The sequence below is a fragment of the Thermostilla marina genome, assembly GCF_054657455.1.
In genome coordinates, this window is the sequence record NZ_BAAHYR010000001.1 from 3754964 (window position 1) to 3770825 (window position 15862).

Consider the following 15862-nt stretch of genomic DNA (forward strand, 5'->3'; position numbering starts at 1 on the left):
GCCTTAGTCCTCCATCATCACGCGCTGGCGGAAAATATTCGACGGCAGCCGAATCCCGCGGGCTTCCAAACGAGGCATGAACGTCGGACGAATCCCCATCGCGACGAACTGCCCGTATGCACGACCGCTCTCGTCGATCCCTTTTTGCTCGTACTTGAAAATGTCTTGCATCACCACGGTGTCCTGCTCCATGCCGACGACCTCGGTAATGTGCGTGATCCGCCGGACGCCTCCTTGCAACCGGTTCGCCTGAATGATCAAGTCGACGGCACTGGCAATCTGCGTGCGCATCGCTTTGATGGGCAGTTCGAAACCGGCCATCATGATCATCGTTTCCATCCGGGCGACGGCGTCGCGCGGCGAGTTCGCGTGCAACGTGGTCATCGATCCTTCGTGACCGGTGTTCATCGCCTGGAGCATGTCGAGCGTTTCAGGACCACGGCACTCACCGATGATGATCCGCTCGGGACGCATACGCAGAGCGTTCCGGACCAAGTCGGTCGCCGTCACGGCCCCTTTGCCTTCGATATTCGGCGGACGCGTCTCCAATCGCACGACGTGGTCTTGCTGCAACTGAAGCTCGGCCGCGTCTTCGATCGTGACGATACGCTCGTTGTTCGGAATGAAACTCGACAACGTGTTCAACAACGTCGTCTTACCGGAGCCGGTACCACCGGAGATGACCACGTTCAACCGCGCCTTGATGGCGCCTTCCAACAGCATCACCATCTCGGGCGTGAACGCCTTGTAATTCAACAGGTCTTCGAGCTTGAGCGGGTTGCTGCCGAAACGCCGAATCGACACCGCAGCACCGTCGAGCGCAAGCGGCGGAATGATAGCGTTGAAACGCGATCCGTCGGGCATGCGGGCGTCGACCATCGGACAGCTTTCGTCCACCCGACGACCGACCTTCGAGATGATCCGGTCGATGATTTGCAACAGGTGATCGTTATCGCGGAACGTCACGTTCGTCTTTTCCATCTTCCCGCGACGTTCCACGTAGATGTTTTTGGGACCGTTGATCAGAATATCGCTGATCGTGGGATCTTTGAGCAACACTTCGAGCGGTCCCAGCCCGAACGTCTCGTCGAGCACCTCGTCGATGAGCCGTTCCCGCTCGCTGCGGTTGAGCATCGTGTTTTCGCTGTCGCACAGATGCTCGACGACCAACCGAATTTCGCGACGCAACACATCGCCTTCGAGTTGGCCGACCTTGCTCAGGTCGAGCTTATCGACCAGCTTGTTGTGGATGCGTTGCTTGAGTTCGTCGAAGGAAAGCTGCTTCGAATCGGATCCCGCAAGAGATCGAGCGCCAGGTCCGTAGCTCATAGTCGTATTCCCGTCTACGCTGTCCGTCGTGAGTAATCCGCGACCGCGGTCGGCCCGCCGAGCTCGGCCTCCCGCCGAACCGCCGTTCGAACCCGACCACCAAGGCACGTGTAGACGTACCCCACCAGTAACTTAGCTCACGATTGACGAATGCGCAGACAGGCGAAGATGAGGAAGCACCGCACAATCGATCAAGCTCGACACAACCAGCACGACCGATTCATTCGTCACGAAAGAGACCTCAATAATCCCAACCTCCCCGGTCGGAAAGCCCCGATCCGAAAACCGCACACCAGCACGAATCAGAAGCGGTTTTGGAATCGCTAGCTCCTTCCGCGGACTTTCGTATCGACGTCCCGATCGTTTCCCATCGTCGTTCGGTAGGGGTAGAATAGGGTATTAGGCGGGTGGGGCAGGCGCCGGGTAAGTCGTGTCCGGTATTCTCGGCAAGTCGGTTTCTCGAAGCGGCAGGGGCCGGCCGCGATCGGTGAAAAGATCATGGGTATCCGATTCTACTGTCCCAACGGCCACAAGCTGCACGTCAAGGCGTTTCAGGCCGGCAAACGGGGGATTTGCCCCTATTGCGGCGAAAAAGTCCTCATCCCGCTGAAAAGCACGCGGCGCAGCACGAAAGAACTAAAGGCACTGCGTGCCCGGGCCGAAAGCGCGCAACCGACAAGCAGCCCGCGGCGAGAAGCACCGAAGGGGCTTCCGCCGAAATTGGACGAAGAAGCGTTCCTGCAAGGGACGGACACGGGATCGACGGACGATGCGCCGGTGCGATCGGCGCCCACCCCGTTGTTTGCCGCATCGGCGCCCGCCGGAACGCCGAGCGCCACCCCGCCGGTACGATCGGATGCCGATACCGCCCCACCGTTCATCTCGGGAGAGGAGGAGGCGCCGCTGCCGGATCCGATCGCCGAGGACCCGTCGGCCGTGTGGTACGTGCGTCCGCCGTCGGGCGGACAATACGGCCCGGCCGAAGGCGATATCTTCGCACGCTGGATCGACGAGGGCCGTGTCACCCCCGATTCGTTGGTTTGGCGAGAAGGATGGCGAAACTGGAAAGAAGCCCGCGAGGTCTTTCCGCAGTTGCAAGAAGAACGTGTGTCAATCGTGGCCGATGCCCCGTTGCCGATCGGGAAACGTCCCTCGAAAGCCCGTGACGCCGCAGCGACCGGATCGCGGCAGAAGAAAACGCTGCAATTGTCATGGATTCTGACGGGCCTGATCGTCGCCTTGTTCCTCTCGGGCGGCATCCTGGCCTATCTTTTGTGGGGCTGATCCGGCAACCTCGCCGCGTTCTCCAACAAGTACCCGCCGCAGGTTCGTGCGACAACGGCCGACGGCGCAATCCCACTTGATGAATCGCCCTTCTCGTGCCGCCGGGAGTCGTCCTGTGAACACAACTGTTTGTCGAATCGCCTCGATTGCCGCGGTTTGGCTCGTCGCTCTTGCAATTGCCCACGCGTCGGAACCGACGGCCGATTTGTACGTTTCGCCCGCGGGCAACGATGCTTGGTCGGGAACACTGCCGTTGCCGAACGCGACGAAAACCGACGGACCGTTTGCGACTCTGGGCCGGGCCAAAAGTGCCGTCCAAAAACTGCGTTCGCACAAGTCGGGTAACATCGTCGTCTTGATCCGCGAAGGAGTGTATCGTGTCGAGCGGACGATTGTCTTCGGTGTCGACGACGGTGGAGCTCCCGGGCAGACGATCACCTACGCGGCCTATCCCGGGGAATCGCCGATCCTCAGCGGCGGCTTTCCGGTCACCCGATGGCGTCGTGTCGATCCCGAATCGCCGGGATTGTTGCCTGCGGCGGCAAAACACGTGTGGACGGCGGACGTATCGGGTTCGTTTTTCGCGCTGTTCGACGATGAAGGGCTGCTTCCTCGCGCCCGCTCGGAAGGCTTTATCCCGCTGGAAGGCGGTTCGCGAAACACGCTGCGATTTCCCGACGATCGATTGAAGGCATGGCCGAACCTGGGCGACGTGGAACTCGTCGTTCGGCCGTATCAGGCGTGGATCGTCAACATCTTGCCGCTGGCGTCGGTCGACGAGCATGCCGGGATCGCCCGCACGGCCGTATCGGCTACCTACGCGATGCGTCCTCAGCACTTTCTGCACGATACGCAATCGTGCTGGGTAGAAAACGCGCTCGAGTTCTTGGACAAACCAGGCGAGTGGGTGCTCGACACATCGCAGCACAAGCTCTACCTGTGGCCGCGTCACGGCGAGCGGCCCGAAAACATCGTCGCGCCTGCGGTGCGGGAATTGATCCGCGTCGAAGGCAAAATCGACAAGGACGGGCCGACCGACGTACCCGTTCGCAATCTTCGTTTTCGCGGGCTTACGTTCATGCACGGCGACCGCTTTTGCATGACCGACCGCGACGCCGGGCTACAGCATGACTGGGAAATGCACGATCGCGACAATGCCCTGGTGCGATTTCGGGGAACGGAACGCTGCGCGCTCGAAGCGTGTCGCTTTCGGCATACGGCGGGCGGCGCCGTTCGGATCGATCTGTACGGACAAGCGAATACGATCGCAGGCAATCTCATCGAGCACATCGGCGGGACGGGAATCTTGTTGTGCGGCTACGGCCCGGGCACGAAAGACGTCAACAAGAACAATGTCGTCTTCAACAACCACATCCACCACGTCGGCGAAATCTACCCGCATTCACCCGGCATATTCGTGTGGCAAAGCGGCAATAATCGGATTGCCAACAACCTCGTCCATCATACGCCGTACTCGGGCATCATCGTTTCGGGCTGCATGTCTCACTTCTTCGCGAAGCCCGACGACCGCGAACTCGTCCGCACGATTCGACGCCACGAATTGCCGGAGTTGCCGGTCTCACCCACCTATGACGATGTGAAGCCTTTCTTGCATAGCCGCGAGAACCAAATCGAGTACAACGAAATCCACCACGCGATGGAACAGCTCGGCGACGGCAACGGAATTTACATCCGTGGTGCCGGACCGGGCAACGTCATTCGCCGAAATTTCGTCCACGACCTACTCGCCCCCATGCCCATGCAGGCGGGCATCCGGACCGACGGCGGCCAACGCGACACACTCATCGCCGAGAATGTCGTGTACCGGTGCACGTCGCAGGGAATCATTCTGAAATTGAACAATCGGTGCATCAACAACGTGGTGGCCGACGTAATCGCACCGCCGCGAGGGTACTATTTGGCGCTGCGAGAAGGCCCGTTGACCGGTGCGGTCATTCGCCGCAATGTCTTCTATTGTCGGCAAAGTGAATGCGTGTTCGTCGACGAATCGCCCGCCCGGCGAGGACAACCCAGCGCCCGGCTCGCCGAGGCGGACGCCGACGAAAACGTCTATTACTGCATGCGTGATCCACACAAAGGGCGAACCGTCATCGAGCAGCATCGCAAGATCGGCGTCGATTTGCACAGCTGCGCAGATGACCCGTTGTTCATCGATGTGGATAAAAGCGATTTTCAATTTCGCCCCGATTCCCCGGCATTGAAGATGGGAATCGTTCCGATCGACGTCTCGCAAATAGGGTTACGTTCGCCCGTACCGTAGGAACACAACAGGCCTCATCGCCGACCGCCCGAACAGGTCCGAAAGGCGGCTCGATTGCTCGTTTTCGGCGTTTTCGGGCACCTTTACTTCACACGGCAAATGCTCTACAACAGCAAGCGTCGGCCGAACAGGCTTCCTCCGCCGTCGACGCCGCAGCGGCAAGCTCGTCAGCCCGCGTGTCACTTCTATCTTTCGTCCCGAATCGGTCGGGATCTGCCACTTGAAATTCTGAAAACGCAACTTCGTGTCATGTCACGATCCTACGAACGGATTACCACCCTCGACGATCCTCGCGTGGCGCGCTATCGCAACCTCAAAGAGAGAACGGCGCGCGGCGAGTGCATTTTCGTGACCGAAGGGCATTTCGTGACGCAGCGTTTGCTCGACAGCCCATTCGAGGCCGAGTCGGTGTTCGTCTATGAAGAACACCTGCCGATGTATCTCGAACGGGTTCCCCCCGAGGTGCCGTTGTACGTCGGCGATCGGGAACTGATGCACGAAATCGCCGGAATCAAGTTCCACCAAGGCGTTTTGGCCGCCGGTAGACGCAAGCCCGATCCCCGGTTGGAAGACGTGCTTCCGCCGCCCGCCCGAAAGGGGCCTTTACGTTTGGTTGTTTGCCCGCACATCACGAAGCCGGAGAACGTCGGACTGGTGTTCCGCTCGGCCGGCGCTTTCGGAATGGATGCGGTCATTCTAGGTGAACGAAGCTGCGATCCGTTTTCTCGCCGGGCGTTGCGGGTATCGATGGGGGCCACGATGATGGTCCCATACTACCGCGCCAAACGTCTCATCGACGAACTCCCCGACATCGCGAAGAGATGGGGGATCGAGCTGGTGGCCACGATCGTCGATCCGCGGGCCGAATGTATCGTCGACTTCTCGTGGAGCGACCGGACGGCCGTGCTCATGGGGCACGAAACCGACGGCCTGGACGCAAACTGGCAACGCATCTGCCACCGGTGTGTAACGATCCCGATGGCCCCGGAAGTCGACTCGTTGAATCTCGGCGTGGCAACAGGGGTGTTCCTCTACGAGTTGAACCGGGCTCGGCTGTCGTCGCAAGCAACCGAAAACCGCCGTCGTGCACAACTGCCGGATTGAACTCGGGGTATCCGACGGAATCGCTTGGCATGGAGGATGCCGCGAATCAGAATGCAGGCGGTCCCCATCGTCACCTTTCAAGCAGGAGCGATGCCATGCGACGGTCGATTCTTCCCGTTTCTTTCGGCAACGGAACTCCGCCTACACTCGCAGTCGCTGCGTGCCTGTCGTGGGCGGTAACGACCTTTCTCGCTTCGACTTCGGCGGCGGAGGTACTCCAGGTCGGACCGGGGCGGGCGTTCGCTCGCATTGAAGATGCCGTCACCGCTGCGAATCCCGGCGATGTGATCGAGGTCTACGCCCTTGAAAACAATGAACCGTACGAAACGCCCGCGGTACTCGTGCGCAAGCCGAAGTTGACGATCCGCGGCATCCCCGCCGCGGGGCGCCGGTACGTGCCGATCTCGGGCAAGGGATTCGAATACAGCGGCCGAGGTTCGACGCCGCGAGCCATCTTCCAGTTCGACCCCGGAGCCGACGGCTGCACACTCGCCGGATTCTCTCTCAGCGGGGCACACAATCATTCCCACAACGGGGCGGGCGTGCGCATCAACCAAGCCAACGATGTGACGATTCGCGACTGCGAAATTCACCACAACGACATGGGCATCATGTCGAACGGCGACGGCACCCTCCGTCGCGGTCGATCGCAGCGGATCATTCAATGCCACATCCACCACAACGGCGATTTCGAGCATCCCGGATATAATCACAATTTGTATCTAGGCGGCACGAGTGCGGCACTCTTGTTTTGCGAAGTCGATCACAGCTTGACGGGACACAACGTGAAGAGCCGCGCCCACCAAATGCTGATCGCCTATTGTTACGTCCACGATTCCGCAAACCGCGAATTCGACCTGGTCGACGCCGAAGACACCGCCGCTCCCGACAGCCATGCCGTGCTGTTGGGCAACATCATCGTCAAAGATCCACAGTGCCGCGGCAATCGCACGACGATCCACTTCGGTCAGGACGGCGGCCGCGATCACAACGGCACATTGTATGCACTGTTCAACACGATCGTCACGCCGTTCGTTTCACCCGTCGTCGATCTCTCGGCACCCGGTGCCGAAGCCCTTTTGTACGGGAACTTCGTCACTGCGGCCGGACGTCCCGAAGGCAATCAACAGGCCGTACAAGCCCGCTCGGGGGCATTGCTTTCGAACGTTCAGACAGCAATGAACTGGTTCGACGGTCGATTTCGAGAATCGTTTCCCGCAAACCTTGCGCGCGACAATGTGTTCACGACGTTGCGGGAAAGCCCGTTCGCAGCTTCCGAGGCTCTCGATTTTCGGCTCCGGCCGGAACTCGTTGCGGACTTGCCCGTTCGCCCTCGACTCGATGCCGTAACCTTGCCTGAACTCATCGGGTTGGAAGCCGAATGCAAGCGCCCCATCATGACATACCGTTACGCGCATCCGTGCAAAGGGGAACGCGTGTCACAACAACGACCGATATTCGGTGCAATCTGGTGAGCCCCTGCTCGCCAATTCGTTTCGCGCAGAGTACGATCGGACGAAACCGTCGCATCTGGCTCCGCGAGATCGCAACCGGCAGGTCGCCATCTCGCAGCCGCTTCCGTCGTCCGAGTTTCCGGCCTCGAAGCAATGCAACACGAAGACATCCCGATTCGGATTCTCCAATTTGGAACCGGCCGTTTTCTCCGGGCGTTCGTAGACACGTTCCTCCAAGATCTCGCCGATAGACACCTCGTATCGGCCAGAGTGTTCGCCGTCCAGTCGACAGGCGGCGATCGTGCGAGCCTGTTCGCCGAACGTCATTTCACCTATCGCGTGGCGATTCGAGGGCTCGAAGACGGCAAGAGGCTCGAGCGGGAAGTATCCGTACGCACCGTCGCCGACGCGGCTGCGGCCGGATTCGAGTGGCCTCGCGTTCTCGAATTCGCCGTCTCGCCGGGATTGGCCGCGATCGTATCGAACGTTACTGAAGCGGGTTATGCGTTGGTCGACGGCGACACCAGCCGCGGCTTACCACCGGAATCGTACCCGGCAAAATTGCTTTCGGTGTTGGACGCCCGACGCAAGGCGGGTCTGCCCGGGCCGGTCATCCTCCCCTGCGAGCTCCTGGATCGCAACGCCGGACGATTGAAGCGGCTGGTACTGGAACAGGCGGAGCGGGAATCGGCCGACGACGACTTGTTGGACTACCTGACGATGGAATGTCGCTGGTGCAACACACTGGTCGACCGCATCGTTGCGCCGCCGCAAGCCGGTGAACCGCTTGCCGCCGATCCGCTCGCGGCGGTGGCGGAACCCTTCGCGGCGTGGTACATCGAACACCTACCGCCAAAGCCGCTTCCGCCGGAAGCACGACCGTTGCCTTCGATTCTGGACGTGTTGTCTGCCCATCCGGCTGTGTCGCGCGTGGCCGACGTCGATGCCTTTTCACTTCGCAAGGTGCGTATTCTCAACGGCGCCCACACCGCCCTGGTGGCGTACGCCCTGCCGAAAGGATTCGCAACCGTGCGCGACGCCGTATCGGATCCCGGTATCCGTTCCTGGCTCGAAGGTCTCCTATTCGAAGAGATCATCCCGGCAGTGGAAGATCGCGTCGAGGAACCGGAATCGTTCGCGCGAACGGTATTGGATCGATTCGCGAATCCGTTCCTGGAACACCGCCTGGAAGATATCGCCTTGCACCACGAAACCAAGCTTCGTACCCGTTTGTTGCCCAGCTTCGAAGACTACGTGCGACGGTTCGAGCGAACGCCCGTCCGTTTAGCCCAGATTCTCGAAGGCCGTTTCTAGCAGCCTAACGAAACCGGTAGGCGTGCGTTTCGCTTACCGAGCCTACCGGGCTTGTTCACCCTATCGGCTTAATCGGCGATTCGGGCCGAGGACATCTCCCGCCCCGCCGGAAATCGCCGGGTAATTTCCCCGTGCGTTGCTAGCGTGAACCGGTCGAGGAGGCCTTCACAGAAGCACTCGCCTGATCGTCGGCGGGCGGCAGCACCGGCAGCCGGACGGTCACCCGGGTTCCTTTCCCCGGCTCGCTTTCGATTTCAGCCGTTCCATTCAAAAGCCGCGCACGTTCGCGAATGCCTTGGAGTCCGAATCGTTTTTCCGGCACTTCCTCGACGTGAAAACCGCAACCGTCATCGATGATCTCAAGGACGACATCTTCGTCGTAACGTTTCAAGCGGACGTCGACATGCGAGGCATGCGCATGTTTGCGAACGTTGGTCAACGTCTCTTGAGCAATGCGGAACAGGGCATTTTCCAACGGCGACGCCAATCGGCCGAAATCGTCGGGAAAAGAGTAGCGAATTTCCAGGTCCGGAGCATCCCGCTGAATCTCGGTGATGACATGCCGGATTGCCGGAGGCACGCCTTCCTCGTCCAAGACAGCCGGACGCAACCCGTTGATCAAGCGTCGGATCTCCTTGATCGACTCGTCGAGCAACCGCTCGACCGACGCGATCACTTGTTGCACGTTCGCCGACACTTCTTCCCGGCCCGCAGTCAGCGTTTGCAACATCAAGTGTGCCCCGGCCAGTTGCTGGGCCAACCCGTCGTGAATCTCGAAAGCCAACACTTTGCGATCCCGTTCATGCAGGTCGAGCAACTCGCGCAACAATTGACGTTCTCGTCGAACTTCGGCCTCGGCTTTGGTGCGTGTTTCAATCTCGGCCTGCAACTGCCGGTTCGCTTCGGCCAGCTCGCGTGTACGCTCTTCGACACGACGTTCCAGCTCGGCATGTGCCCGCTGCAATTCGGCCTGCGCCAAGCGCCGCTGCGTGATCTGTTCCCACTTGTCGAGGGCGCTCAGCACGATGTGCGGCATGTCGGTGAGCGTCGTTTGCGACTTGACGATGTAATCGAGGGCTCCCGTCTTGAGCGCCCGCACGGCCGCTTCTTCGTTGCCCTGACTCGTCATCACAACGACGGGAACCCGGCAGTGCTCGGTATCGCCCGGCAAGAGATCGATCCCCAATCCGTCGGGAAGAACGAGGTCGGCCAGGATGAGGTCGACCGGTCGGTTTCCCATCAGTTCGCGGGCGCTTTGCAGGTCGCCGGCCACCTCGAAACGGATCGTCGGTTCGCGTCGTCGGGCCGTGCGCCGAATCAATTCTACGTGGTCCGGATTGTCTTCGACCAACAGGACTCGAATGGGGCGGTCGGGCATAATCGCTTCTCCAAGATTTGTTCGCCGCGTATCGTACCGCTTTAGGCACGTTCCGGCGTTTATACCGGCATGCGGCCGTTCGTCGGTCCGCTGCGACTTTTTCGTCCATCGCAGACGGAGATTTCAACGATCAGCATCGCGGCTCCGAGTTCCATCGATCGGAGCGTCGCCAATAATCGGTCAAACTGCGGGCCATCGTTTCCCATTGCATGGAGGCCATCGGCTTGACCAGATATCCGGCCGCCCGACGTGCGTATGCCGCATCGATATCTTCCGGCGATTCGGAAGACGTCAACACGACCACCGGCAAATGCTCCAACTCGTGGGTCGTCTTGATGGCATCGAGCACATCCAAACCGTCGATTCGCGGCAACTTCAGATCGAGCACAACCAGATCGGGATCGGGAAAACTCACCGTGTCGGCGAATTTTCCCCGGTGAAACAGGTAGTCGAGTGCGGCTTCGCCGTCTTCGGCATGTTGTACCCGGTACCCCAAACAACACCGCTCGACCGCCCGGCGAAACAACATGGCGTGATCCGGGTTGTCCTCGACATAAAGGATGACGATCGGCGAATCCTTCATCGGTTCGACGACGTTTCCATCGCCCCCTCGCAAACGACCGGCAACGTAAACCGAAAGGTCGCACCGCGTCCATGACCTTCCGATTCGACCCAAATGCGCCCTCCGTGAGTCTCAACGATTCGACGTACCAGCGCCAGTCCGATGCCGCTGCCGCCCGCATCGGCTTTCAACCGGCGAAACAACTCAAAAATCTTGTCTTGATGTTCCGGCGGAATGCCTTCGCCGTTGTCGCGAACGTAAAACGTGACTTCTCCGTGCAACTCTTCCGCACCGATTTCGATGCGCGGCGAGTCGACCTCCCCCATGTGCTTGCAGGCGTTTTCGATCAGGTTCTGAAACAGTTCGACGATTCGCCGCCGATCTCCCTTGACCGGCGGCAAACGTTCCGCCACCGAAACGGTGATTCCGTTTGAGAACACCTGCCCGTGCAATATTTCGAGGACTTCGTCGACGACCTTGCGTGTGTCGATCGTCTCGATTTGCCCCACGACACGACCGATTCGCGACAAATGGAGCAGATCATCGAGCAACCGTTCCATCGTGTCGGCCGCCCTCCGAATCCGACCGAGGTCCTCGTGAAACGCGGCCTCGTTCCCCTCGGCGATATCTTCCGGCAGCAGGTCCAAAAAGCCCTTGATCGTGACCAACGGGCTTTTTAGATCGTGCGATACGGTATAGACGAACCGCTCGAGTTCGCTGTTTTTCAATTCCAGTTCGCTGATGAGATCTTCCCGCTCTTCCAATAAGCGGTAGTGTTCCGTCCGCTCAGAAACGATCAGCCCCAATCCCGATCCGGCAAGGAACCCGCGGACGTCCATCCAGCCCTCACGTTCGCCCCAGCGATATCGGCGGCGCAACAAGACGGCGGGCTGCCCCGTTTCGACGATATCTTTCAGCCGATGCACATCTTCCGGTTCGAGGAATTCAGCAACGATCTCCTCGAGCGACATGCCCAGCAACCGTTGCGGATCTTGGTCGGGCACCATGCACGCCACCGCCGCGGCGTTGACGTCAATCAAACGAAAGTCTTGATCGAAAATAAAAAACGCGTCGGGGGCACCATCCATGAACGCTCGCAACCTTGCGGAAACCTCGGCCAACGAACGCTCGGCGGTGGTTCGACGGCGGGCTTCCTCCGCCTCGTGCAAGGCACGGCGGACGGCCGGCCCCAGTCGAGAAATCCGGCGCTTCAGCACGTAGTCGGTCGCACCCGACTTGACTGCGTCGATGGCCAGATCCTCGCCGATCGCCCCCGAAATCAATATCACCGGCACGTCGGACTGGGCTTTCTTGGCGGCGCGCAGGGCAGCTTTGCCGTCGTAGCCGGGCAGCGAATAATCGACCAGAATCAGATCGTACCGGCGGGAATCCAGCATTCGATGGTACGCGTCGGGGGCATCGACCACCGTCAGATCGATCTCGAAGCCCTCGGCCTCGAGCGTTTCGCCGACAAGTTCGACATCGAACGGATCGTCTTCGAAATACAAGACGCGCAAACTATTCACTCTCCTTGCTCCTTCACAACTTTTCGCGAAGGAATTCTATCAGCCTTGTCAAAATAGTCACATAAACAACAATCAGCCCCCCTCGAACTGGTGTCAGCCTTCCGGAGGCAACTCGTTGACAACGGCCCAAAAAAGGCCCAGTTGTCGGACCGCTTCGGCAAACTCGTCGAATTGCACCGGTTTGACGACGTAGGCGTTCGCGCCCAACGAATATCCCGCCAACAGATCGCTCTCCATGCGTGACGAGGTCAGCAAGACCACGGGCAAAGGACGCATCGAGTCGGTCTCGCGAATCCGCTTCAAAACTTCCAAACCGCTAAGTTTGGGCATTTTGATATCCAACAGAACGACCGCCGGAAGTCCCGTCGTTCGTCCTTCATATCTCCCAGTGCAGGTGAGATATTCCCATGCCTCTTGCCCGTCGTTCACGACATCGACCCGGTTGGCAAGCCGGCTATCTTCAAAGGCCGTCAGTGTCAGTTCGACGTCGTTCGGGTCGTCCTCGGCCAATAAAATTCGCCGAACGGTAGTTCGACCGCTCATCGTTGCAGCTCCTGCTGTTCCGGATTCTGTGTGGTATTAGAACCCCGCGGCTTTGGAAGTGAAAAATAAAAAGCGGAGCCTTTTCCCGGCTGCCCTTCGGCCCACACCCGACCGTTGTGGCGTCCGACGATGCGTCGCACATTGGCCAGCCCGACCCCTGATCCCGTCTTTTCTCTGTCGGCGTGTAAACGCTGAAACAGTCGAAACAGTTTGTACCCGAACTCGGGATCGAACCCGCATCCGTCGTCTTTCACGAAAAAGATGTACTCACCCTCGGTTTCTCGCAGGCCGACATGAATATGTGCCTCGTCCCGGTCTGCCGTGAACTTCACGGCGTTCCCGATGAGGTTTTCCCACACCCGTCGAAACAGTTCGCGATCGACGTGTACGACCGGCAACGCATCGCAGCACCACACGATACAGCGATCGGCTTCCGCCGCTTTCATACTTGCGATCACCTCGTCGACCAATTCCCCCATATCGACCGGTTTGAGTCGTAGTTCGACGCGTCCCGCACGTGAATACTGCAGAATGTCGTCGATCAAGCGTTGCATGCGGTCGGCAGCATCGTGGATACGCTTCAGGTAATGGCCGACTTTTTCGTCCTCGTGCTTTCCCAGACGGCGCTCCAGCAACTGGGCAAAGCTGTCGATATGCCGCAGCGGTGCCCTCAGATCGTGCGAAACCGAATATGCAAAATCCTCGAGTTCTCGGCTGATCTCTGAAATACGTGCAGACTGCCGATCGACTTCGCGAGCGAGTGTTTGCGACTGTTGTTCGGCGGCGGCCAGTGAATTGTGGAGCTCGGTCACGTCGCGAATGATAGCCGAAAGAAACAGCCGATCGCCCGCCCGGACCGCGCGGCCGTGCACGTCGGTATGAAACTCGGTGCCGTCTTTTCGGACGTCGATCGTGTGACCGTGAAAAACACCTGTGTCGGCCAATTGCTTTTGGAATTCGGCAAAAACGGAATGGTAGTCAGGCCGGATCAGTTGCAGCGCATTCAATGTGCGCGCTTCGTCGCGCGTGTAGCCGTACAGTTTCGTGAAGGCCTCGTTGACTGCGACCAGATTGCCTTCTGCGTCAGCGAGAATGACACAGTCGGGCATCGCATCGAGTACGGGCAGCAAAGACTCGAGAGAAATTGCGGCAACACCCGTCAAGGGCAAGGAAGAACCGTCAGAAGGTCGGTCGTGTGACATGATCGAAACGCCGATCGAGAAGTACCCGCCCACTCCCGGATACAGACACCAAGCCATACCGCGGGACGGTAAAGCCGAAAACGGGACCGCAAGTCACACGAGAGATGCCGTCGCAGAGAAAAGAACGTGTCGCGTCCCTTAAAGCGAGTGTACCTTTTACGTCACTCGATGCAACTTATGAGCCGGAAAGACCCCTCTCATGAGGGAACAACAAAATTCCCCCCTGACAGGAGGTGGTGTGTTTTCCCTCCGTTCACATCCAGACTCACATTGGACACTTGAGAAGTGGTGATTTCCTCTGCTTCGAACCGCTCAGCAGCCGTGCCCGTCGCCGCAGGGCGCGCCGCCGCGTTGTGAAAACGCCATTCCTTCAATTTCGACCAGCAAATCGTCGCGGCACACGTCGGCTATTGCGTAAATGGTCGGCACGTCACCCAAACGTGCCTGGCAAACGGCACGCGTCTTCTCGAAATCTTCCTGCCGCTTCACGTACACCCGCACCAAAGCCAGATTTTCGAGGGTCGTCCCCAATTGCGGTAATCCGTGGCGCGCCAGATTCGGTTCGCCGATCAACGCGGCAATGTTGTCGAGCGTTTCGTGGGTCTGCGCTTCGACGTCGCCGATGTGTTGCGTTTCGGAATTCGTGATGCTCGCCGTTCCCGAGATCAGAATCGTGGCATAGTTGCCGCACGATAGGGCCACCGCCCGCGAAAACTTCGGGCTTTTCGGACTGTAAAACGCACCGTACTCGAAGGCGGCCGTTTGACGGGGGTTTTCCAGCGGCATGGCCACGATGTCGGATCGATCGGTCGCCAAGGCGATGCAACTCATCGCGATTTCACGATCGTCGGCCCCGATTCCCGTACTGGCCGGGTAGACGCAACCGACGTCCTTCTTCACCAGCCGATCGGCCATGAATCGGATGCCCTGAAAGAAATCGGTCCTTGCCCGATTGAGTTCCTTGTAGCGCTGCTTGTCTCCTTCGCCCTCGACGATACCGCCGAGATACAACCACGTGCGGATCACCTGATCGAAACGCACATCGACCGAAGCCAACAAGTCGCGCATCCTCGCGAACGCATCGAGCGACCGATCGTAGACCTCGGGCGAATCGATTTGCGGTCGCACGTTCGCACAATGGACCCAAGCGATACCGTTGTGTTCGGCCCTGACCAACTGCTCGCTTATCCGCTGAATGGCCACATCGCCCTTGCGACGCCCGACTCCTAAGGCCTCGATCGCCAACAGTTTGCCTTCGCAGGGTTTCTGCGGGATGTAGGTCGTGGCCGGCAAGTCGTCGCCATAGAAATCCCGCATGATGCGACGGCATTCGTCCATCTGCGAGATATCGGCAAGGAAAACGGCCTGGTGCACGATCGAGCCGACGGTGCCCTCTTCCCGAATGACCGATTCGATCGTCTTTAGTGCGTCTTGGGCTTGTTCGTGGAGCGTCTCGCCGCGGCGAGGCACGGCGGCCGCGAACACATGGCGCACATCGTTCAGGCCGACGACCGAATAGCCGACGCCGTCGTCGCAGATTTTCCGAATCATGCGATGTCCTTCCAGGGGTTGGCAGGCGTTAGGGAGGGTAGATCAACGGCAGGCCGCAATTCCACTGTAGGCACACCCCCGCAACGACGTCAACGAATCGGATCGGTGGGCATGAGCCCCGAAGCTTGGTGGGTGATCCGACTTCTGGGCGTCGTTCGACATCGCCGACGGACCGGACAAGATTCCGTCGTGTACCGGAGTCAGTACACCTGCGGCGCCCTTCTTCCTGTGCACTTGACAGCCCGCAACGCGAAACAAGCGTGCCTCTTCGGAATCTGTCCCGGAACAACTCGACGATGTTCACGAAGGTAATCTGCCGCTCCCGCAAATACAA

At 59.5% G+C, this 15862-nt stretch carries 12 protein-coding genes; 5 read left to right on the top strand and 7 right to left on the bottom strand.

The window, feature by feature from the left end:
• Positions 1-3: 3 nt before the first annotated feature.
• Positions 4-1329, bottom strand: a complete 1326-nt coding sequence (locus ACYQ2I_RS13720) for a TadA family conjugal transfer-associated ATPase (RefSeq protein ID WP_460167587.1) — start codon at positions 1327-1329, stop codon at positions 4-6.
• 498 nt (positions 1330-1827) lie between these two features.
• On the opposite strand from ACYQ2I_RS13720, the gene ACYQ2I_RS13725 reads away from it, so the two are divergent.
• From ACYQ2I_RS13725 to ACYQ2I_RS13745, 5 genes are all read left to right on the top strand, one after another.
• The gene (locus ACYQ2I_RS13725) at positions 1828-2613 is read left to right on the top strand and encodes a GYF domain-containing protein (protein ID WP_460167588.1); all 786 of its coding nucleotides are present in this window, start codon (positions 1828-1830) and stop codon (positions 2611-2613) included.
• A gap of 79 nt (positions 2614-2692) precedes the next feature.
• The gene (locus ACYQ2I_RS13730) at positions 2693-4894 is read left to right on the top strand and encodes a right-handed parallel beta-helix repeat-containing protein (protein ID WP_460167589.1); all 2202 of its coding nucleotides are present in this window, start codon (positions 2693-2695) and stop codon (positions 4892-4894) included.
• Positions 4895-5143: 249 nt separating this feature from the next.
• Positions 5144-5998: a TrmH family RNA methyltransferase gene (locus tag ACYQ2I_RS13735; protein WP_460167590.1), complete on the top strand. Its 855-nt coding sequence runs from the start codon at positions 5144-5146 to the stop codon at positions 5996-5998.
• A gap of 95 nt (positions 5999-6093) precedes the next feature.
• A complete protein-coding gene (locus tag ACYQ2I_RS13740; RefSeq protein WP_460167591.1) occupies positions 6094-7473 on the top strand; it encodes a right-handed parallel beta-helix repeat-containing protein in 1380 nt (459 codons plus the stop codon).
• 132 nt (positions 7474-7605) lie between these two features.
• On the top strand, positions 7606-8766 hold the full coding sequence (locus ACYQ2I_RS13745) for a mannitol dehydrogenase family protein (protein WP_460167592.1): 1161 nt from the start codon (positions 7606-7608) through the stop codon (positions 8764-8766).
• A 139-nt stretch (positions 8767-8905) separates the two neighbouring features.
• Here the strand turns inward: ACYQ2I_RS13745 and ACYQ2I_RS13750 are convergent, their stop codons facing one another.
• The 6 genes from ACYQ2I_RS13750 to ACYQ2I_RS13775 all read right to left on the bottom strand — a co-directional run bounded on the left by ACYQ2I_RS13750 (position 8906) and on the right by ACYQ2I_RS13775 (position 15528).
• Positions 8906-10144 (bottom strand): ATP-binding protein, encoded by a 1239-nt coding sequence (locus ACYQ2I_RS13750; protein WP_460167593.1) that lies wholly within the window; start codon positions 10142-10144, stop codon positions 8906-8908.
• A 130-nt stretch (positions 10145-10274) separates the two neighbouring features.
• Positions 10275-10727, bottom strand: coding sequence for a response regulator (locus ACYQ2I_RS13755; protein WP_460167594.1), 453 nt, complete (start codon positions 10725-10727; stop codon positions 10275-10277).
• Entirely contained in the window at positions 10724-12232 is a 1509-nt protein-coding gene (locus ACYQ2I_RS13760) for a sensor histidine kinase (RefSeq protein ID WP_460167595.1), read from the bottom strand. Before ACYQ2I_RS13760 ends, ACYQ2I_RS13755 begins: the two co-directional genes overlap by 4 nt.
• 93 nt (positions 12233-12325) lie before the next feature.
• Positions 12326-12775 carry a response regulator gene (locus ACYQ2I_RS13765; protein ID WP_460167596.1) on the bottom strand — a complete coding sequence of 150 codons (450 nt, stop codon included), beginning with the start codon at positions 12773-12775 and terminating at the stop codon, positions 12326-12328.
• On the bottom strand, positions 12772-14034 hold the full coding sequence (locus ACYQ2I_RS13770; protein WP_460167597.1) for a sensor histidine kinase: 1263 nt from the start codon (positions 14032-14034) through the stop codon (positions 12772-12774). The genes ACYQ2I_RS13765 and ACYQ2I_RS13770 overlap by 4 nt, the downstream gene beginning before the upstream one ends.
• Before the next feature lie 255 nt (positions 14035-14289).
• Positions 14290-15528, bottom strand: coding sequence for a Rid family hydrolase (locus ACYQ2I_RS13775; protein ID WP_460167598.1), 1239 nt, complete (start codon positions 15526-15528; stop codon positions 14290-14292).
• Positions 15529-15862: the final 334 nt, after the last annotated feature.